This window comes from Thermithiobacillus plumbiphilus (genome assembly GCF_038070005.1).
Classification (GTDB): Bacteria; Pseudomonadota; Gammaproteobacteria; order Acidithiobacillales; family Thermithiobacillaceae; genus JBBPCO01.
Window position 1 is genome coordinate 118,162 of sequence record NZ_JBBPCO010000010.1, and the last position, 19,821, is coordinate 137,982.

Genomic DNA, 19,821 nt, shown 5'->3' on the forward strand with positions numbered 1-19,821 from the left:
CGGATGGCCCGCCCGAAGCGAATTTACAGGCCGCCCGTACCGCCGACCGTCAGGTCGCGGATCTTGAGGGTTGGCTGTCCCACCCCCACCGGCACGCTCTGGCCCTCCTTGCCGCAGGTGCCCACCCCGGAATCGAGCTGCATGTCATTGCCGATCATCTCCACCCGGGTCAACACGTCCGGACCATTGCCGATGATGGTTGCGCCCTTGACCGGCTTGGTGATCCTGCCGTTTTCGATCAGGTAGGCCTCGCTGGCGGAAAACACGAACTTGCCGCTGGTGATGTCCACCTGCCCGCCACCGAAATTCACCGCATACAGGCCACGCTTGACGCTGCCGATGATCTCCTGCGGGTCGTGACTGCCGCTGCGCATATAGGTATTGGTCATGCGCGGCATCGGCAGGTGGGCATAGGACTCGCGCCGGCCGTTGCCAGTGGGCGCCACCCCTGAGAGCCGGGCGTTGAGACTGTCCTGCATGTAACCCTTGAGGATGCCGTCCTCGATCAGCACTGTGCACTGGCTCGGGTTGCCCTCGTCATCGACGTTGAGGCTGCCGCGGCGGTTCATCAGGGTGCCATCATCCACCACCGTCACGCCGGGGGCGGCAACGCGCTTGCCGACCATGCCCGAGAAGGCACTGGTGCCCTTGCGATTGAAGTCCCCCTCCAGACCGTGGCCGATGGCCTCGTGCAGTAGGATGCCCGGCCAGCCCGGCCCGAGCACCACTTCCATGGCGCCGGCCGGTGCTTCCACCGCATCCAGGTTGACCAGGGCCTGACGCGCCGCCTCGCGGGCGAACTCCAGGGCGCGATCACTCTCCAGAAAATACTCATAGCCCACCCGGCCACCGCCACCGGCGGAACCCTGCTCGCGCCGGCCGTTCTGTTCGGCGATGGCGGTGACGTTGATGCGCACCAGCGGTCGCACGTCGGCGGCCATGCTGCCATCCAGACGCGCCACCAGCACGGTCTCGAAGCGCGCCGCCAGGCTCGCCATCACCTGGGTGATGCGCGGGTCATAGCGCTTGGCCTCGGCCTCCACGCGCTCCAGCAACCTGATCTTCTCCTCGTCGGGCAGACTGCTCAGCGGGTCCATCGGCTGATACAGGCTCAGGCCCTGACGCCGGCTCCAGACCAGGGCACGGCCATCGGCATTCTGGCGGCTGATGGCGCGAGCGGCCTCGGCGGCCTGGGTCAGCGCCGGCAGGACGATTTCATCGGAATAGGCAAAACCCTGGCGCTCGCCGCTGATGGCGCGCACCCCGACACCCTGCTCGATCGAATGACTGCCGGACTTGACCACGCCTTCTTCCAGGCTGAAGCCTTCAGCCCGGCTGTATTGAAAATAGAGGTCGGCATCATCCAGGGCGCGATGGGAGAGGGCGCCGAAGACCTGCTCCAGGCTGGTTTCGTTGATGCCTGCCGGTTCCAGCAGGGTGGCGCGGGCGAGATCGAGGGCTGCGGACATGAAAACTCCTGTCTGATGAGTGCGGCTAGCTTAGCAAGGCTGATTTGCAGAGGCGAGAGAAGAATATAAGTCTAGAGCATTAGATGGGGGCAGCCAGTGGAAATTCAATCCGAATGCTGCTTCGGATGCCGGGGCGGTTCACCTGGCCGAGAAATCGGCTACAGTGGCAACCGGACCCTAAACTGCACTGCCACTCAAATTGGGGTAATGTCGGAGGCCAAACGATGAATACGATCAAAAAGACGACGCCCTCGCCGGAGGGGCAAAAGCAACTGGAGACGCTCCGTCAGGCCGTTGATAAAACGCTCGAGAAAAAGCGGCGTTTAGGCCAAGGCCATTCTCGTCAAGCTGGCCTACGTCCATGGCGTGGATACCGTGACGGTGCTGGCGCTGCGCAAGGCCTTCGCACTGCCCTTCTATGTTGGGCTGGCAGTGACCTATGCCCTGTTCTTGCTGGGTAGTCAGCGGCTGATCCGGCGCGTGGGCCCGGTGCGCTTCACCGCCTATTCGATGATCGTCGCCAGCCTGACCGCGCTGGCGGTTGCCACGGTTAAAGGGCACCCAACAGGGAGAGAAACAGAATGCCGCAGCCTGAGGATGGCGTCATCAAGTTTGAACTGGATTTCGAGCCAGGGCCGGCCCTGCCGGCATCGCTGCTTTGTGAATTGAATGACTGGCGCCAGCGCCTTTTTGCCGCGGGCCTGATCGGCCAGGATGCGGCGCGATATGGCGGGGTGGGCTATGGCAACGTCAGCATGCGCCTGCCGCCTGTGCATGCGCCAATGCCCGGCGCCTTCGTGGTCAGCGGCACCCAGACCGGCGGCCTGCCGGTATTGACCCCGGAACACTATGCCCTGGTGCTGGCATGCCAGCCGGCGCGCAACTACATCCGGGCCACAGGGCCCATTGCACCCTCCTCGGAGGCCATGACCCACGGCATGTTCTACGCGGTCAATGACACCCTGCAGTTCGTCATGCACGGCCATTCACCGTTGATCTGGGGGCGGGCCGCTGATCTTGGCATTCCCGTCACGCGGGCGGATGTGCCCTACGGCACACCAGCCATGGCCGAGGAGATCGCGCGGCTCTATGCCGATCCCGCCGCGCGGGGCAGGGGGATCTTTGCCATGGGCGGGCATGAGGACGGCGTCATTGCCTTTGCGGAGAGGGCGGCCGAGGCGGGTGGGACCTTGCTCGACAGTCTGGCGGCGGCGCGGCGGCTCACGATGCGCGACGAGTAGCCAGCATCTGATCCAGCCTGTTGAGGACATTGCCAAAGCGCGTGCCGACCAGCCACCAGCCGACCAGGATGCCCAGGGTATCCGCCACGGCATCCCAGGCATCCATGTCCCGGTAGCCCGTCATGCCCTGCAGGATCTCGATGAGAATCCCCATGCCAAGCAGTGCCAGCGCCAGCCCGATCCGTTGCCTGGTCCGGGTGTAGAGTTGCGAGAACCACCACATCAGCCCGACATAGGCGGAAAAGTGTTCGACCTTGTCGATGGGCAGGTGGGTGCGGGGTTCCAGGGAGTGGTGACTCAGGGAAAAGTAGAAAATGACGGCGATCACCAACCAGCCCAAACCCAGCCACAGGCCGGAAAACCGCATTTTATGATTGATCACGCATTGTTCTCGCTGGAGAGCCGGAAAATAAGGAGTCTAAAGCACATTGCCAGCCCTGTCAGGCAGTGATTTGTAAAATCTTCTTGGGCGGCTTCACTGGCTGCGGCGCGCGGCCAGTTCCCGGTCCAGGACTGCCACGACATTGCCAAGCCAGGTCCGGGTCAGCAGCCAGCCGGTCAGCACCCCCAGGCTGTTGGCCACCACGTCGAAGATGTCCTCATTGCGTTGACCAATCAGCCCCTGCAGCACTTCGATGAAGGCGCCCATGCCGATCAGGGCCAATGCCAGCAAGCCCACCTGGCGGCGTTCGGGATAGAGCTGTGAGAACCAGCCCATGACCGTGGCATAGGCGAACAGGTGTTCCACCTTGTCGAAAGGCAGATGGCTTTTGGGCACCAGCGGGTTGGAATTCAGGGACAGATAGAAAATGGTCGCCACCAGCAGCCAGCCGAGGCTGAGCCAGAGGGGAAAGAACTGCAATCTGTTGTTTGACATGGATAAGCTTGCTCTTTGTGTACTTGAATCGGAAAACGTATCTTTAACCGGACCAGTGTTGCTCGCCCGCGGGGAGGTTCATGCCAAGGATGCGCGGCCCCCAGTCTCCGACTTCAACGGTGCTCAGCGAGGCCGGGCTGATCTCCAAGCGGTGATAGAGATCAATCGGCATGCTGGTGAAATGGGCGATGACCGCGCGGATCGGGTCGGCGTGGGTGAAGCAGGCTACGGTATCATCCGGCGCATACTGGTTGCTCAAATGGATGATGGCCGACACGACACGGGCCTGCATTTCCAGGGCAAGCTCGCCACCCGGTGGGCGGATGCCACCGCGCCAGTGATTGAAGCGCTGCCGCTCCTCAATCTGGTCCACTGCGTCAAAGGCGCAGCCGGTCCAGTCACCAAAATGGAATTCGTTCAGGCCCTCGTCGATCTGGACCTCCAGTCCGCGCTTTTCTGCCAATGGCTTGGCGGTCTCCCGGGCGCGCTCCATGGGGCTGCTGTAAATGGCGCGGATGGGTTCATGCGCCAGATGCATGGCTACCCGCTGCGCCTGCTCGCGGCCGGTGGTATTGAGGTGCAGGCCGGGCTTGCGGGCACTCAGGATCTTGCCGGTTTCGTCATTGAGGCCGTGGCGAATCAGAAAGAAACGGGCCATCAGCCGACCATCCCGCTGGCCCTGGGAATAGCTTGGCGCTCATCAAGGGCATAGCGTCGCACCATCTGCGCGGCGAAGTCGGCGAACTCTTCCGGGACCTCGGCGGGGCTGGTGTGGTGTGGGCGCTTGCCGCGTGAAGGCGGCGTGAAGCAGAGCGTGATGGTCAGGTCGAAATCCGCCAGGGCATCCATCTGCCTGTCGAACCAGTCCAGGGCGTTAGGCCGGTGGAAGTCAGCCCAGCTCAGGCCGGTACGCAGCTTTTTCACCCCTAAGCGCTTGAGCCAGTCCACCGCGAGATCCAGGCGGTGATCCTCGAAATGGAACCACTGGCAGATGCCCATGCCGGGATTGAAGTGCTCGACGGCCGGCTTGGGGCGGCCATTGGCGTCGATCAGGCCGAGATAGAAATGGCGATAATAGGCGCTGCCTTCGCTTTCCTTGTGCCGCGTGGTGGCCTCCCAGGCCGGTGGCAGATCGAGCAGGCTGTACCAGAAAACCCGGTCCACACGCCCGAGCAGGAGTTCGGTGGTGCGCTTGAGCCCGAACACCTGCACCTCGTCGGCCCCGAAGGTGGAGACTCCTACTTCCGTGACCCAGACCGGCTTGCCGGAGATCTTCTCGATCAGCGCGATCTTGTCCGGCCATTCGTCGATCTTCCAGTGGTTCCAGTCCAACGGAAAGCCATGCACCGCCACTACGTCCAAATGATCGAGTACGCCATGACCCTGCAGAAGATTGATAAAGCGCTCGTCGATAGGCGAGATGCCGCCGAGCACGCGGGTCAGATGCGGCGCCTCGTCCCGCACCGCCTGCGCGGCCAGCGTAGTCATGTGGGCGAATTCGCGCCACTCGGGGTCCATCTCGAAGTCCCAGTGGGACAGGTTGTTGGGTTCATTCCAGAACTTAATTGCCTCGATCACGCTAATCCTCCCACCAGATGCCCTGTTGATGTTTTTCTATTTTTCTCAGGTCTGGCTTGCAGACCCAGACCTCGTCCTCGGGATGCTCCAGCAGCTCGAAACCGGCGCTGCGCAGCATGGCTTCCGCGGCCGAACGGTTGGGGATCCACCAGTTGCTGTCGTCGCCGGCATAGCGCTTTTCGATGAAGTACATGCTGGGGAAATCCGGATCGGCGAACACGCTTTCATCCCAGAATGAGAGGTCATCGGGCAGGCGCCGGGCGCGATGGCTGCCGCGCAACATGCTCTGAAAGATCATGCGCTCGCCCACCACAGTCGCGACCTTGTCCAGGGCCAGCAGGGGGTGGCGCAGGTGATAGAGCACGCCCATGAAAATGACGTAATCGAAGCGCTCACCGAGCTGGTCCACCTCATAGACGCTCATGCGCTCGAACTCGATGTCGAGATTATTGTAATCGGCAGCGAAACGCGCCTGTTGCAGATAGAGATCCTCTGTGTCGATGCCGAGCACCCGTGCCGCGCCGCGGCGCTTCATCTCCATCGAGTAAAAACCGCCATTGCAGCCGATATCGAGTACTGTCTTGCCGGTCAGGTCCGCCGGAATGGCATGGGCGAAGCGCTGCCACTTGATGTTGGGGTAGTCCCCGAGAAAGTGCTCCGGGGCAGTGCGAACGCCGCCGATTTCCATGTTGTGGAACCAGGGGCCGAGTTCCTGCAGGCGTAGGCCCAGGGCTTGCTGTCCCTCGGGTAGCTGGTCGCTTGCGGGTGTGGCGCGTTGGCTGCGCTGCAGATCATTTGAACTGGTGCTCATGGGAATCCTCCCTAGGAATGGGCGTCGAGATAGCGTTTTTGCCCGTTTTTCGAGGTCTTGGAAAGGCAGCTTATGGGTGGCAGCCCAATCGGGACAAGGACCAAAGGAGGGAGAGTTGCAGCGCATTCGTCCCTCTGGCGGATTGGTGGCATATTTGCTGCGAAGTATGCTGGTACGAAAACGTGGCTGGTGAAGGGGGGGCTGTGACGGACTTGGCTGGTGGGGAACGGCGTACCCTGGTGATTGCGCCGCATCCGGATGACGAGGCGCTGGGGCTTGGGGCCTACCTGCAACGTCACCGGCCTGGTGCGCTGGTGTTTCTGGCCGATGGCGTGCCACGTGAGCCGCGCTTTTATTCCAGTGATCAGTATTATGACTCGCCAGACGCCTACCGGGCGGATCGACAGGCCGAAGCGAAAAAGGTTGCCACCCGCTTTTACCGGGCTGCACCCGGCCAGCTTCATTTCCTGAATGCGCCTGACATGGAATGCGTTGAGCGGCTACCAGCGCTGGAGGCCGAACTGACACGCATTGCCGAAGACCTGCGCCCCTGCGCCATCTGGTCGCCGGCCTACGAAGGTGGCCATCCGGACCATGACGTCGCCGCCTTCCTGGCAGCCCGCCTGGCGCGACGGCTGCGGGTGGACCACTGGGAATACGCCCTCTATCACTATTATCACGGTTTCCAGCAACTGTCATTCCTGGGCGAGGGGCCGGCCATCACTCGCGCCCTGAGCCTGGAGGAAATGGCCTACAAAAAACGCCTGCTGGCCACCTATGCCTCCCAGACGCATACCCTGCGCCAGTTCCGTACCAACGTCGAGCGCTACCGCCGCGCGCCGGGCTATGATTTTTCGCGCCGCCCGGTGACGGGCGCCGCCATGTACGAGGTCTGGCAGTTTCCGGTCACGCCCGAACTGCTGGTCGAGCGCTTCAGCCAGCTACAGGCACAGGAACCCATGCCGCTGACCGCCGGGCCCGCTCAGGCCTTTCTCGAAAACGCCCGCCCGCTGATGCTTTAGCACCGGGCTCTCCGGCCGGATTGCGTCCGGCTGATCTCCTGATACAGAGCCAGATAATCCCGGGCCATGCGCTTACCGGAAAAGTGTAGCTCGGCATGTCTCCGGCAGGTCTGCGGGTCGATGTCGGGCAGGCGACGCATGGCGGCGATCATGCCCTCCACATCCTCCACCAGGAATCCGGTCTGGCCGTCCACCACCACTTCCGGCAATGCCCCGCGCCGGAAGGCGATGACTGGCGTGCCGCAGGCGGCGGCCTCCATGGCCACCAGCGAGCTGGTCTCCGCCACCTCGGAAGGAATGAGCAGGGCGCGGGCTTCGGCGAGCAACAGGCGCTTTTGCTGGATCGAAGGCGCCTCGACGAAGCGCAACCGGGGACCGAGCTGGGCGGCAATCGTCGTTTCAAAATAGCGAACATGGCTCTCGAAGGGATAGACCTTGCCGATGATCACCAGCGGGGCATCAATGCTTGCGGCAGCCGTGATGGCGTGGTGATAGCCCTTTTCGGGGCAGATGCGCCCAATGCAGAGAAAATGATCGCCGCGCGCAGGTGCTGGCGCGAACCGGTCGAGGCGGATGCCATTGGGAATCACGGGAATCGTTTCAGCCAGCGGACAATCGGCGTATTCGGCCTGCTGGCTGCTGGAAACGAAATTGTAGAAATGATGCGCGTTTCCAGTGAATGGCAAGCGATCGAGCAGCACGCGGGCCAGATGCAGGGTGCTCAGCAGGGGGGCAGGGGGCTGACTGAGCTGGTGCTGAACATGGCTGCCCTGGTTGTGCAGTACGTCAAAATGCTCGCGCGCCAGCAGCCTTTCCAGGGCCTTGAAATGCAGCCGCGATGCCGTCTCGAAATCCACGCCCGGCGGGGCGCCGGGAACCAGCCGACCGGCCACGCGGGAATCACTGCGCCCGAGCACCACGGATTCGTGTCCATGCCGGGTATATTCCTCATCGAGCACCGAGACCATCTGCTCGGTGCCACCGGCAGCATCCTCAGCCACCCGCTCGAAGGGATAGGCGATCTGCAGGATCTTCATGCCTGGGCAGGCAAAGGCGTGCCGAGGGAAGTCAGGTCGGCGTCGAGCCGGATCAATGCCTGGGTATCGTCATGCCAGCGCAGCTTGTACCACTGCTCGCCGGTCAGGAAATTGACCAGCGGAATCCCGCTGGACGCAGCACTTTCAAGGATGTCCCAGAGCAGCGCCACGCCAGGAGAGAGCCGGGCGAAATCTTTGTCATAGACGGTAAAGTACAGGTTCCAGGCGCGGGCCTGGGCGAAATAAAGCACGGCAGCTACCAGCTGCCCCTCAATGGTGAGCGTGCGCAGGCGTACCAGGCCGCCCAGATGCCGGCGGATCAGGGCCGCCAGCCAGCGCTGATGACAGCCATCGGCAAAGATGTCGCACTTTTCTTCTTCGTGCAGGTTGGCCCGCTTCAACTGGAAGGCCTCGCGCAAGACCTGCTGCGCCTCGATCGGGTCCTGCAGTTCGCGGATGATCGCGCCTTCCCGCAGGATGCGCCGATGACGATAGCAACTGCGCGGATGGGCGTCGCGCAGGCGGGCGAGATCGAGGCGTGCGGTGTGCAGCAGTGGCATGGCGCTGAAATCGCTGCGACTGACCGGGCAGTCCAGCAGGCCGGACAAGGCCGTGATGCGGGCATGGGGCAAGGCGGCATCCACCTGCAGGCGCGAGCAGCCGAGCAGTTGCAGGGCACGGGTCAAGCCGGCATGCGGGATTTCGCCCTGGGCCAAAAGGTCCAACTGGTCGCAAGCGCCGGCCCCGAGTACGCGCAGGCAGCTTTCATCATCCTTTTCATCCCGGTAGAGCGGCAGGATGGCCTCTCCCCGGGGCTGGCGCACATGGATGATGGCGAGCGATTTTCCCTTCCCGAAGGCACGCCACCACAGCAGCGCCAGGTCATAGCGCTGGAACAGCCCGCTGTTGCGCTGCAGGCGCTCCCAGTCCGGGCGAATCGCCGGCCAGGCATGGCGATCATGCAGGATGCGGATCATGCGGCGGCAATCGGGCTGGGCTTCGCGAGGCTGGCGACGGCGGCGCGGTAGCCCTCCGGCGTACCGACGTCGTGATAGCGTTCGCCGGCGCGCACGCCCAGCGCGGATCCGCCCCGCTGCAGATAGGCGTTGACCAGCGTGCCGATATAGGTGTCGCCCCGGTCCGGCTCGCGCCAGAGCGCGTGCAGTGCCTGGAAGGTGCTGAGCGGCATGCGAAAGGCGCCCCAGACCCAGTGCGTGCCGGGCTGCTCGGACTTCACCTGGATCTCGCGCACCCGGCCCGCCTCATCCGTCATCACGGCATCGAACTGCGTCGGGTCCTCCACCGGAAAGAGCAGGAAGGAGAGCTCGCCGGCCGGCAGTTGCGCCAGACCATTCTCGGGAAACCAGACCGTGTCCGGCAGGCCGATGAGCACGTCTTCATCGGCATGTCCCATGGCGGCGGCGCGGAACAGGGCATCGCACAACCCGGAAGGTTGTTCCTGCACCATGTAACAGAATTTCGCAGAGGCCGGATGCCTGGCGTAGTACTGGATGATGTCGGTCTTCTGTGGCGAGATCACCAGGCAGATACGGTCGGCGCCGGCCAGCAGCATGCGCTCGATGAGATATTCGCTGACCGCCTTGGAGCGCTCCACGCCATGTTCATCCAGCCGGCTGCCCACTGGCAGCATCTCCTTGGAAAAGGCAAGCGGCTGGATACGGGTACCTGCGCCGGCTGCGGGAATGATGCCCAGCATGCACACCTCCGTGCTTGATACCTGATGGAATCGTTTTTGCCAAACGCCTAGGCGGGTTGTCTGCCCGCCTTCTGATGGCTGGCGGCTTGCCAGCTGGCGCCCGGCATGGCCGTGATGAGTTCTTCGCAGCGCGCCACCAGCTCCCGCGCCCGATGCAGGCCGGTATGTTCGGCCAGGGTGCGTTCGCGCGCGGCCTTGGCGACGCGGGCCAGTTCGGCGTCACTGATCTCGAGCAGCTCGCAGGCCTCATCTATGTCCTGCGCGAGCAGGATCTCGCTGCCCGGCGTGAAAAAGCTCTCGATGCCGGGCCAGGGGTCCGAGAGGATTGGCGTGCCGCAGCTCGCGGCTTCGAACAGTCGCGGAGAGGGCGAGTAGCCGGTCTCGCGCATGGCCGCGCGGGTGATGTTCAGGGTCATGCGGCTGGCGCAATAGAATCCGGCGTGTTCGCCGGGATCGAGGTGCCAGCGCATCCAGACATTGGCCGGCCAGTCGATGCCCTGTGGGTACATCGAGCCGACCACGAAAAAGCGGTCCTGCGGCCGGCGGCGGGCCGGCTCAATCAGCAGGGCCTCCAGGCCAGGCTGGCGGTCTGGCGCATAGGTGCCGAGATAGCCCAGGGCGCATCGAAAGTCCGCCAGAGGCTGCACCGGATGATGCAACTCGGGGTCCACGCCACAGTAGAGCGGTGCGCTGCGCCGCGCTCCCCAGCGCTCGATGATTTCATCGAGCAGGGGCCCACCGGTAAAGCTCAGATAAAGATCGAATTCGGGGATGAGATCGGCACTGAGATAGCGCGCGCCCTCGGGGATGGCCAGGCCATGCTGCGCCAATGCCGCCAGGGTGACGGGTGTATCGAGGTCATAGAATACCCGCAGCGCGCTGCTGTCGAGCACCATCTGGCAGGCGGCCAGCCCATCGGCGCAGTAGGAGGTCACCAGCGCCACATCGGCATCGGCCAGCGCGGCGCGCGCCTTTGGCAGCACGCTGTCCCAGTCCGGATAAAGCACCAGTTCGCAGAAATCCGGATCTGGCAGGTCGCGGTTGTCGGCGTAGTAGGGCACGTCGCGCTCGAAGAAGATTACTTCGTGGCCGTCCTGATGCAGGCCCTTGAGCAGGCCGCGCCAGGTGGTGGCGTGGCCATTGGCCCAGGCAGAGGAAACGGTCAGGCCGAAGATCACCAGCTTCATGCGCGCGCCTTCCTTTTGTCTGGATGCATCCGCCCGGTCTCAGACGCCCGCGGTCTGGGCGACCTCGCTGTCGGGCTGCTCCGAACGGTTCATGCGGCTGATGCGCCGCAGCATGTCCTGCAAGCGGGCATGCTGGCGGAAGAGATCATGCTCGGCCGCCACGCCGGGCGGGGTCATGGGTGACTTGAAGTAGAAGGACAGCCAGTCCTGCACGCCACCCAGTCCGGCCCGGTGGGCGAGATCCAGCAGCAGGATCAGATCCAGGGTGACGGGCGCGGCCAGGATCGAGTCCTTGCACAGGAAATCGACCTTGATCTGCATGCGCTCGCCCAGCCAGCCGAAGATGTCGATGTTGTCCCAGCCTTCCTTGGCGTCGCCGCGTGGCGGGTAGTATTCGATGCGGACCTTGTGAAAATAGTCGCCATATAAATCGGGATAGCGCTGCGGTTCGAGGATGCCGTCGAGCACCGAACTCTTGCTCAGTTCCTTGCTGCGAAAGGAGTCGGGGTCGTCCAGCACCTCACCGTCGCGGTTGCCGAGGATGTTCGAGGAGAACCAGCCATGCAGGCCCAGCATGCGCGTCTGCAGGCCCGGCGCCATGATGGTCTTGATCAGGGTCTGGCCGGTCTTGAGGTCCTTACCGGCGATGGGCACGCCGCGCTTGTCGGCCAGTTCGCGCAGGGCCGGAATGTCCACGGCCAGGTTCGGTGCGCCGTTACCAAAGGGCAGGTCTGTCATCAGGGCACTGTAGGCATAGATCATCGATGGCGCGATATCAGGGTGGCTGTCGCGCAGTCCCTGCTCGAAGGCCACCAGGCTTTCATGCACAGGGCTTATCGTCTGATGGATCTCGGTGGAGCCGCACCAGAGCATCACCGCGCGCTTGAGCTGGCGCTCTTCCATAAACTGGCGGATGTCGGCCATCACAGCCTCGGCCTGAGCCATCTTGCTGGCCGCGGGTTTTACATGCGTGCCGTTGAGCCGGCGCACGAAGCGCTGCTCGAAAACGCCCGGCCAGGGGCGGATCTGCTCCAACTCGCGGCGCACCGGCGCCAGCACCTCGCGCGACAGCACGCCGGCATCGCAGGCAGTCTGATAGGCGTCATCCGGGAAGATGTCCCAGCCGCCAAATACCAGATCATCGAGCCGCGCCAGCGGCACGAGCTCGTGGATGGGCATCATCGGGGCATCGGCCTCATCGCGGACGCGAATCTCCTGCATCTGGGTCAGGGAGCCGATGGGTTTGGCGAGTTTCTTGCGGATCAGGTGCACGCCCGCGATCAGGGTGGTCGCCACCGCACCCATGCCGGGAATCAGGACTCCGAGCTTGTCTCCAGAGCCGGCCATGCGCCGGCCCAGCGGTAGCTCGAATGGGCGCAGCATGTTCATAGGCGATCTCCCTTGGCGTTCGGTCTTGTCGGCGCCCCTGCCGGGCTCTCTGCATGGAAAGCGGGCGGATGGTGCGATCTTTCTGTGCAAGGGCGGAATATGAAGCCTATTCTGCGTACAAAGCTCGTTCAGCCACATCGGACCAAGGTTTGCCCAAGGCCCGACTTTCGTGTGTTTTCAATTCCGGACCCTTGCATTACGCTGAATAGCCATTGAAACTGATGGCATTAAAATAAAGGGAGGCCGGGCGCCTGACAGGCCATGCCGGCATATGAAGCATTCGTCTGAAAAAGGGGAAGATCAAAGATGAACGCCGTACCCCTGCGTATTGTCATCCTCGGACTGTCCATCACCTCATCCTGGGGCAACGGGCATGCGACCACCTATCGAGGATTGATGCGCGAGCTGGTCCGTCGTGGCCATGACGTGCTCTTTCTGGAGCGCGACGTGCCCTGGTATGCCGATAATCGCGACCTGCCGAACCCGCCTTTCGGGCGCACCGAACTCTATGATGATCTCGATGCGCTGAAGTCGCGCTTTGAATCCCAGGTGCGCGCGGCCGATCTGGTGATGGTGGGCTCCTACGTGCCCGATGGCATCGCCGTGGGCGAGTGGGTGCAGTCGACCGCTGGCGGCCTGACCGCCTTCTACGATATCGACACGCCAGTCACGCTGGCGAAGCTTGCCGCGGGTACGGCTGAATATCTCAGCCCGGACCTCATCCGCCGTTATGATCTCTATCTGTCCTTCACTGGCGGGCCGACCCTGGAGCGCCTGGAGCGGGAGTTCGGATCGCCTATGGCGCGGCCACTCTACTGCGCTGTCGATCCCGAGCTCTATTACCCCGAGCCTGTGGCCATCCGCTGGGACCTTGGCTACATGGGCACCTACAGCGATGATCGCCAGCCCGGCGTCGAAGCCCTCATGCTGGAGCCGGCCCGGCGCTGGGCGGAAGGCCGCTTCGTGCTGGCCGGCCCGCAGTATCCCGAGAACATCCACTGGCCCGCGAACCTGGAGCGCATCAATCATCTGCCGCCGAGCGAACATCGCCGGTTTTACAATGCCCAGCGCTTCACCCTGAACATCACCCGCGCCGACATGCGTCAGGCCGGCCATTCGCCCAGCGTGCGCCTCTTTGAAGCCGCCGCCTGCGGCGTGCCCATCATCAGCGATTTCTGGCCGGGGCTGGGGGAGCTGTTCAGCATCGGCGAGGAGATCCTGATTGCGAAGGCCCCGGAGGACACCTTGCGCTTCCTGCGCGACCTGCCCGAAACCGAGCGCCGGGCCATCGGCGCGCGCGCCCGCCAGCGGGTGCTTAGCGCCCATACCGCCGCCCATCGGGCCATCGAACTGGAGGCTTACCTCCAGGAACGTGCCGCCCTGCAGTGCGCCTGAGCCGATGATCAAGCTGCCACGTCCGCGTTCACTCCTGCAGCTGACCCTGATCGGCTTCACCCTGGTGTCCCTGCCGCTGCTGATCGCGCTGGTCACCGCGCTGTACTACGTCGAGCAGATGGCAGGACAGAGTCAGCAGGCGGTCTACAATGCCGTGCAGGCCATCCAGAACAGCCAGATCCTCGGCGAGCAGGTGCGCAACATGGAGCGCTCCTCCAACCAGTATCTGCTGTTCCAGGATGCGGCCTTCCTGCAAACCTATGTGAGCCTGCATCAGCAGTTCGAGAAAACCAGCGAGCGACTGGCCCGCCTGGCCCTGGGACCCGAACAACGGGCCAGCTTGCAGGACCTGATGCAGCGGGAAGCCCGGATCTATCAGATACTGTCGCTGAACTCTCCCGATTCGGAGGCCAGCCAGGAAGCGGTACAGAACTTTGACAGGATCAATGCGCTTGCCGCAGACTTGCTGGCCGAGAACAACCGCCTGGTGGATCGCAAGGTCCAGGACATGCAGAAGCATGCCGCCCGCTCCCAGCAGGTGCTGGTCTGGGAAGCGCTGGCCCTGATTCCGACCACGCTGCTCTTCATCCTGCTCTTCACGGCCCTGATCACGCGACCGATTGGCCAGATGGACCAGGCCATCCAGCGTCTGGGCCGCGGGCGCTTCGACGAACCTGTGGAAGTGCGCGGCCCGGCGGATCTGCGTCAGCTCGGCGAGCGGCTGGAATGGCTGCGCCGGCGTCTGATCGAGCTTGAAGAGGGCAAGAACCGCTTCCTGCGGCACGTCTCCCACGAGCTGAAGACGCCCCTGACCGCCCTGCGCGAGGGTACGGACCTGCTGGCCGAGGAATTGCCGGGCCCCTTGAACAAGGATCAGCAGGAGATCGCCGGCATTCTGCAGCAGAACTGTCTGCAGCTACAGCATCTGATCGAGGATCTCCTGAATTTCAGCGCCGCCCAGGCACGCAATGCCACGCTCGATTTCAAGCCGGTTGAACTGAAACCGCTGGTGCTGGAGGTGATGAATGCGCACAAGCTGGCGGCCAAGGCCAAGCATCTCAGTTTCGAACCGGATCTCACTGAAGTGACCGTGGTCGGCGATCGGGACAAACTGCGCACGGTGGTGGATAATCTCGTTTCCAATGCCGTCAAGTACTGTCCCGAGCAGGGCAAGGTCATGCTCAGTCTGGGAGTGCTGGGCAACATGGCCACCCTGGATGTCATGGACACCGGTCCTGGCATCAGTGACCAGGACAAGAGCCTGATTTTCGAACCTTTCTATCAGGGCAAGGCGCCTGCCCGTGGGCCAGTACAGGGTACCGGGCTGGGACTGTCCATCGTCAAGGAGTTCGTGCTGGCGCATCAGGGCAGCATCGACGTACTGGAAAGCGCGCCCGAGGGGGCTCATTTCCGGGTCACCTTGCCCCGTGTGCAGGTCGCCGGTTCCCCTGGAGAACAAACATGAAGCACCTGAAGTCCGTATTGCTGATCAGCTTTCTACTTCCCTTTTTCAGCGCTTGCGCCTATATGGATAAGGGGAGCTCACTTGGTGAGCCGGTGCCACCGGCCCAGCTGGATTCGAACCTGACACTGGATACCCAGCGTTATCTGAACTATTTTCAGCAGGTGGGGCGGCTGTCGCCAGAGGCCCGCAAGCGCGAGTTTCTGACGATCGAGGCCAGCTTCCTGAAGAACGGCGACATCTATGACCGGCTCCGTCTGATTTACCTGCTCAATCAGCCGAATACCGGATTCGAGAATCAGGCGCGGGCCGGCGGCCTCTTGCGCGATGCCTATCAGCGATGGGGAAGCCGGGATGATCTGACCGCCTTTTCCATGGCTTTGCTGCAGCTGTACAGGCAAATGGCGCTCGAGCTTGGCCGCTTGCAACTGGCTCAGGAAAAACTGGCCGATCGCGGCCCTGCTGCAGCGGCAGTCGACAGATTCCCTGACCGGCGCCGCATGGAAGAGAGGATTGATGTGCTGGAGCAGAAACTGAAAGCGGAACAAAAACGGGCCGATCAGGCGCAAAACCGCGCCGAAATCCTAGAAAAACAACTCGCCGCACTCAAGCGGCTCGAACAGAGACTCAACCGAATCCCATAAGTAAATGCGCGAGAAGCAAAACATACTGCTGGTAGATGACGATCCCGATCTGCTGCGTTTGCTGTCCATCCGGCTGACTGCCGCCGGCTATCAGGTCACTGTTGCGAACAGCGGCGAGGAGGCGCTCGACCGCTTTGGCGTCCAGCCACCCGATCTGGTGATCTCTGATCTGCGCATGGGCGGCATGGACGGTCTGGCACTCTTCGATGCCCTGCACCAGCTTGATCCCAAGCTGCCCATGATCCTGCTCACCGCCCACGGTGCCGTTCAGGAAGAAGCCAGCGCCAGCCATCGCGGTGTCTTCGGCTTCCTGAGCAAACCCTTCAACGGCAAGGCCTTGCTGGCCGAAGTGGAACGCGCCCTGGCCTGAAAACTCCTCTGTTTCGTCCCTGTCATCATCGCTGTATTTGTGTCCAAAGGAACTTTCACCTGCCTTTGCAGAGTCTTATAGGCCGTATCCCGTCGGCTACGGCTGCCTGGAACGTTTATTGCTTATACAGGAAAGATCATGCGAAAGGAGGCTTTGGCCATGCACAATCTCGGTACCGGAACACACATCGAAGCGCATTTTTTGAACGACCTACAGCTCGATCCCCTGCAAGCCTGGGAATGGGTGCAGGATGGCCAAGCCGTGATCGTCGACGTGCGTTGCCCCGAGGAGCGCCAGTGGTTTTCCCAGGTGCCCGGCGCGGTGGCAATTCCCCTGCATTGCCTCAAACAACTGTTTGGCCTTGACGAAGGCACGTCCGAGCTCAGTGGCGACAGTCTGGCTCCCATGGAACGCCGCGCCCTGACAGCGCGCCTGTTGCGCCACGCCAGTGCCGGCGATGCCTTGCTGTGCTTCTGCGCGCGCGGGGATCGCTCCCTGGAAGCCGCGCAGCTGTTGCGCGAGCTTGGCTACGAGCGCAGTTACGCCATCAGCGGCGGCATGCACGGCTGGGAGCAGGCCGGATTGCCCTTGCTGCGCCCCATGGATATCTGCTAACTCACGGCAGATTTTGCCATAGGCCTCAGGGGCGTTATCATTGGGGATTGGACCCAAGGAGCGCCCGAAATGCCCGGCAAGACCCTCTATGACAAAATCTGGGAGCAGCACGTGGTCAGCCAGACCGATGGCGCCACGCTGCTCTACATCGATCGTCAGCTCATCCACGAAGTCACCAGTCCCCAGGCCTTTGAAGGCCTGCGCGTGGCCGGCCGCCAGCCCTGGCGCGTGGACGCCAATATCGCCGTGCCCGACCACAACGTGCCCACCACCGATCGCGCGGCGGGCATAGCTGATCCCATTTCCCGCCTGCAGGTCGAGACCCTGGACCAGAACTGTACCGAGTTCGGCATCCAGGAGTTCCGCATGGATGACCTGCGACAGGGCATCGTGCACGTCATTGCACCGGAACAGGGCATCACCCTGCCGGGCATGACCATCGTCTGCGGCGATTCCCATACCGCCACCCACGGCGCGCTGGGCGCCCTGGCTTTCGGCATCGGCACCTCCGAGGTCGAGCACGTGCTCGCCACCCAGTGTCTGGTCACGCAAAAGACCAAAACTATGCGCGTGCGCGTCGAGGGCGAACTGCCCGCCGGCGCCGGCGCCAAGGACATCGTGCTCGCCATCATCGGCGAGATCGGCACCGCCGGCGGCACGGGCTATACCATCGAGTTCGCCGGTTCCGCCATCGAGGCCCTGTCCGTCGAGGGCCGCATGACAGTCTGCAACATGGCCATCGAGGCCGGTGCCCGCGCCGGCATGGTTGCGGTGGACGACAAGACCATCGACTACGTCAAGGGTCGCCCCTTCGCCCCCAAAGACGCCAACTGGGATCTGGCCGTGGCCGCCTGGCGCGAGCTGCATTCCGATCCGGATGCCGTGTTCGACAAGGAAGTCCTGATCGATGCCGCCGGCATCCGCCCGCAGGTGACCTGGGGCACCAGCCCCGAGATGGTCACCAGCATCGACGCGCGGGTGCCCGATCCCGCCGCCATCAGCGACCCCGTGAAGCGTCAGGCCACCGAACAGGCCCTGGCCTACATGGGCCTTGCCGCCAATACCCCGATGCGCGAGATCCCGCTCGACAAGATCTTCATCGGTTCCTGTACCAATGCCCGTATCGAGGACCTGCGCGCCGCCGCCGCCGTGGTCAAGGGGCGCAAGCTCGCCGCCAACATCAAGCAGGCCCTGGTGGTGCCCGGCTCGGGGCTGGTCAAGCAGCAGGCTGAGGCCGAGGGCCTGGACCGCATCTTCCTGGAAGCCGGCTTTGAATGGCGCGAGCCCGGCTGCTCCATGTGCCTGGCCATGAATGCCGACCGCCTGGAATCCGGCGAGCGCTGTGCTGCCACCAGCAACCGCAACTTCGAGGGACGCCAGGGCAAGGGCGGGCGCACCCACCTGGTCAGCCCCGCCATGGCCGCTGCCGCCGCCGTGGCCGGCCACTTCATCGATCCCGGCGAACTGGGCAGCCAGCGCAAGGCATAGGAGTCAGACATGCAAGCATTCACGACCTTGAAGGCCCTGGTGGTGCCGCTGGACCGTCCCAATGTGGACACCGACGCCATCATCCCCAAGCAGTTCCTGAAGACCATCAAGCGCACCGGGCTTGGGGTGAATCTCTTTGACGAATGGCGTTATCTCGATCGTGGCGAGCCCGGCCAGGACCCGGCCAGCCGCCAGATCAACCCGGACTTCGTGCTGAACCAGCCGCGTTACCAGGGCGCGCAGATCCTGCTCGCCCGTGAGAACTTCGGCTGCGGGTCGAGCCGCGAGCACGCCCCCTGGGCATTGCTGGACTACGGTATCCGCGCTGTCATCGCCCCGAGCTTCGCCGATATCTTCTACAACAACTGCTTCAAGAACGGCATCCTGCCCATCCGGCTGGACGAGCATGCTGTGGAGCAGCTGTTTCAGCAGGTCAGCAGCCAGGCCGATTATCAGCTCGATATCGATCTCGAAATCCAGACCGTCACTACCCCGGCGGGCGAGCGGCATGGCTTCGAGATCGCGCCGCATCACCGCCACAACCTGCTGCATGGCCTCGATGACATCGGCCTGACCCTGCAACACGCGGACGCCATCCGCGCCTACGAGGCCCGGCGGCGTCAGGATGCGCCCTGGCTCTTTGCCTGCGGGACTTAATTTGCTATGTTTGAATGAATCGAAATGCCCTCGGGGCTGGATTCGGGCCTGGCCCGCACTTTCTTGTGAAACAGGAGTCTATAAATGGCGAGCACACATCACCACCATCATCATGACGAAATAAAAGAGCCCGCAACCGCCAAGCAGATCGTGCTGACGATCCTCGGTGGTGCTTTTCCGGTACTGCTGGCCCTGTTCCTGGTTTACGAACTGGTCGGGACCTTTACCACCCGCTACTAGGCTTTCAGGAAGGCCCGGGTTTTACGTGCGAGGTTTCCCATGGTCGAGGAAAATCCCTTTGTCGATACGGGCATTGGCTTTGACGAGGCCAATCCGCTCAATCCCGGCGCCCAGGTGCTGGAAGGACTGACGCGCAAGGGGAAACCCTGTCGGCTGGTCGACAACACCGCCAGCGTGCCCCAGGCCGAAATGCAGGAACTGCTGCAGGCGCTGATCGAGCAGGACAAGTTCGGGCCGGGCGGGCTCTCGCCCGCTGGCGGCAACACCATCACCATCGGCATGCCGGAGAGCGCCCACGTGCAACTGGGCGACACCCTGTATCGCCTGATCATCTTTGATTATGAAGCGCGCCTGGAGAGGTTCTGATGGGTGCCGCGATTGAATGCTGTTTTTGCAGGCCTGCCATTCGGTGGGCCTGTTTGTTGTTCAGCGGTATGGGTGGTGTGATTGGCTTTCCCATTAGGGGGTGTAACAATGCACTGCAGGTCGCCACATTTCGACTTGCGCCATGTTGAGATTTGTTACATGCCATGCTGGTATAAAACAATGCGCCCGTTAGGGTGCCTAAGGAACCTCTGAACAACGGCTGAATTCGGGCGCTGGACCCGGTGCTGGTCCGAAA

General features: G+C 63.0%; 23 protein-coding genes. 12 read left to right on the plus strand and 11 right to left on the minus strand.

What is annotated here, in order from left to right:
• Positions 1–23: 23 nt before the first annotated feature.
• Positions 24–1,469 (minus strand): metalloprotease TldD, encoded by a 1,446-nt coding sequence (tldD, locus tag WOB96_RS10915; RefSeq protein WP_341371327.1) that lies wholly within the window; start codon positions 1,467–1,469, stop codon positions 24–26.
• Positions 1,470–1,835: 366 nt separating this feature from the next.
• Here tldD and WOB96_RS10920 point away from each other — a divergent pair, with 366 nt between their 5' ends.
• Both WOB96_RS10920 and WOB96_RS10925 read left to right on the plus strand, forming a co-directional pair.
• Positions 1,836–2,138: a hypothetical protein gene (locus WOB96_RS10920; RefSeq protein ID WP_341371328.1), complete on the plus strand. Its 303-nt coding sequence runs from the start codon at positions 1,836–1,838 to the stop codon at positions 2,136–2,138.
• Positions 2,051–2,710 (plus strand): class II aldolase/adducin family protein, encoded by a 660-nt coding sequence (locus WOB96_RS10925; protein ID WP_341371329.1) that lies wholly within the window; start codon positions 2,051–2,053, stop codon positions 2,708–2,710. Before WOB96_RS10920 ends, WOB96_RS10925 begins: the two co-directional genes overlap by 88 nt.
• On the opposite strand, the gene WOB96_RS10930 is transcribed toward WOB96_RS10925, so the two are convergent.
• The 5 genes from WOB96_RS10930 to WOB96_RS10950 form a co-directional block, all read right to left on the minus strand.
• Complete coding sequence (locus tag WOB96_RS10930) at positions 2,691–3,092, minus strand: VanZ family protein (protein ID WP_341371330.1); 402 nt, start codon at positions 3,090–3,092, stop codon at positions 2,691–2,693. The two genes, WOB96_RS10925 and WOB96_RS10930, sit on opposite strands and share 20 nt — an antisense overlap.
• A gap of 93 nt (positions 3,093–3,185) precedes the next feature.
• Positions 3,186–3,587, minus strand: coding sequence for a VanZ family protein (locus tag WOB96_RS10935; protein WP_479725480.1), 402 nt, complete (start codon positions 3,585–3,587; stop codon positions 3,186–3,188).
• Positions 3,588–3,630: 43 nt separating this feature from the next.
• Positions 3,631–4,245, minus strand: a complete 615-nt coding sequence (locus tag WOB96_RS10940) for a histidine phosphatase family protein (protein ID WP_341371331.1) — start codon at positions 4,243–4,245, stop codon at positions 3,631–3,633.
• Entirely contained in the window at positions 4,245–5,165 is a 921-nt protein-coding gene (locus WOB96_RS10945; protein WP_341371332.1) for a glycoside hydrolase 5 family protein, read from the minus strand. The genes WOB96_RS10940 and WOB96_RS10945 overlap by 1 nt, the downstream gene beginning before the upstream one ends.
• A 1-nt stretch (position 5,166) precedes the next feature.
• Complete coding sequence (locus tag WOB96_RS10950) at positions 5,167–5,976, minus strand: TIGR04290 family methyltransferase (protein ID WP_341371333.1); 810 nt, start codon at positions 5,974–5,976, stop codon at positions 5,167–5,169.
• 203 nt (positions 5,977–6,179) lie between these two features.
• On the opposite strand from WOB96_RS10950, the gene WOB96_RS10955 reads away from it, so the two are divergent.
• Positions 6,180–6,998, plus strand: a complete 819-nt coding sequence (locus WOB96_RS10955; protein WP_341371334.1) for a PIG-L deacetylase family protein — start codon at positions 6,180–6,182, stop codon at positions 6,996–6,998.
• On the opposite strand, the gene WOB96_RS10960 is transcribed toward WOB96_RS10955, so the two are convergent.
• From WOB96_RS10960 to WOB96_RS10980, 5 genes are read right to left on the minus strand one after another with little or no spacing between them, the layout of a single operon-like run.
• Complete coding sequence (locus WOB96_RS10960) at positions 6,995–8,035, minus strand: glycosyltransferase (protein ID WP_341371335.1); 1,041 nt, start codon at positions 8,033–8,035, stop codon at positions 6,995–6,997. The genes WOB96_RS10955 and WOB96_RS10960 overlap by 4 nt on opposite strands.
• The gene (locus WOB96_RS10965) at positions 8,032–9,012 is read right to left on the minus strand and encodes a GNAT family N-acetyltransferase (protein WP_341371336.1); all 981 of its coding nucleotides are present in this window, start codon (positions 9,010–9,012) and stop codon (positions 8,032–8,034) included. The genes WOB96_RS10960 and WOB96_RS10965 overlap by 4 nt, the downstream gene beginning before the upstream one ends.
• Positions 9,009–9,752 (minus strand): sugar phosphate nucleotidyltransferase, encoded by a 744-nt coding sequence (locus tag WOB96_RS10970; protein ID WP_341371337.1) that lies wholly within the window; start codon positions 9,750–9,752, stop codon positions 9,009–9,011. Before WOB96_RS10970 ends, WOB96_RS10965 begins: the two co-directional genes overlap by 4 nt.
• Positions 9,753–9,799: 47 nt before the next feature.
• Entirely contained in the window at positions 9,800–10,939 is a 1,140-nt protein-coding gene (locus WOB96_RS10975; RefSeq protein WP_341371338.1) for a CgeB family protein, read from the minus strand.
• Positions 10,940–10,978: 39 nt separating this feature from the next.
• Positions 10,979–12,328, minus strand: coding sequence for an inositol-3-phosphate synthase (locus WOB96_RS10980; RefSeq protein ID WP_341371339.1), 1,350 nt, complete (start codon positions 12,326–12,328; stop codon positions 10,979–10,981).
• Positions 12,329–12,634: 306 nt separating this feature from the next.
• Here WOB96_RS10980 and WOB96_RS10985 point away from each other — a divergent pair, with 306 nt between their 5' ends.
• The 9 genes from WOB96_RS10985 to WOB96_RS11025 all read left to right on the plus strand — a co-directional run bounded on the left by WOB96_RS10985 (position 12,635) and on the right by WOB96_RS11025 (position 19,565).
• Entirely contained in the window at positions 12,635–13,723 is a 1,089-nt protein-coding gene (locus WOB96_RS10985) for a CgeB family protein (RefSeq protein ID WP_341371340.1), read from the plus strand.
• Between the two features lie 4 nt (positions 13,724–13,727).
• The gene (locus tag WOB96_RS10990; protein WP_341371341.1) at positions 13,728–15,188 is read left to right on the plus strand and encodes a sensor histidine kinase; all 1,461 of its coding nucleotides are present in this window, start codon (positions 13,728–13,730) and stop codon (positions 15,186–15,188) included.
• Positions 15,185–15,829 carry a hypothetical protein gene (locus tag WOB96_RS10995; protein ID WP_341371342.1) on the plus strand — a complete coding sequence of 215 codons (645 nt, stop codon included), beginning with the start codon at positions 15,185–15,187 and terminating at the stop codon, positions 15,827–15,829. The genes WOB96_RS10990 and WOB96_RS10995 overlap by 4 nt, the downstream gene beginning before the upstream one ends.
• Before the next feature lie 4 nt (positions 15,830–15,833).
• Positions 15,834–16,199, plus strand: a complete 366-nt coding sequence (locus WOB96_RS11000; protein WP_341371343.1) for a response regulator — start codon at positions 15,834–15,836, stop codon at positions 16,197–16,199.
• Between the two features lie 138 nt (positions 16,200–16,337).
• The gene (locus WOB96_RS11005) at positions 16,338–16,814 is read left to right on the plus strand and encodes a rhodanese-like domain-containing protein (RefSeq protein WP_341371344.1); all 477 of its coding nucleotides are present in this window, start codon (positions 16,338–16,340) and stop codon (positions 16,812–16,814) included.
• Positions 16,815–16,883: 69 nt separating this feature from the next.
• Positions 16,884–18,302: a 3-isopropylmalate dehydratase large subunit gene (gene leuC / locus WOB96_RS11010; RefSeq protein ID WP_341371345.1), complete on the plus strand. Its 1,419-nt coding sequence runs from the start codon at positions 16,884–16,886 to the stop codon at positions 18,300–18,302.
• A 9-nt stretch (positions 18,303–18,311) separates the two neighbouring features.
• Positions 18,312–18,959: a 3-isopropylmalate dehydratase small subunit gene (gene leuD, locus WOB96_RS11015; protein WP_341371346.1), complete on the plus strand. Its 648-nt coding sequence runs from the start codon at positions 18,312–18,314 to the stop codon at positions 18,957–18,959.
• An 84-nt stretch (positions 18,960–19,043) separates the two neighbouring features.
• A complete protein-coding gene (locus WOB96_RS11020; RefSeq protein ID WP_341371347.1) occupies positions 19,044–19,199 on the plus strand; it encodes a hypothetical protein in 156 nt (51 codons plus the stop codon).
• 39 nt (positions 19,200–19,238) lie between these two features.
• The gene (locus WOB96_RS11025) at positions 19,239–19,565 is read left to right on the plus strand and encodes a hypothetical protein (protein ID WP_341371348.1); all 327 of its coding nucleotides are present in this window, start codon (positions 19,239–19,241) and stop codon (positions 19,563–19,565) included.
• Positions 19,566–19,821: the final 256 nt, after the last annotated feature.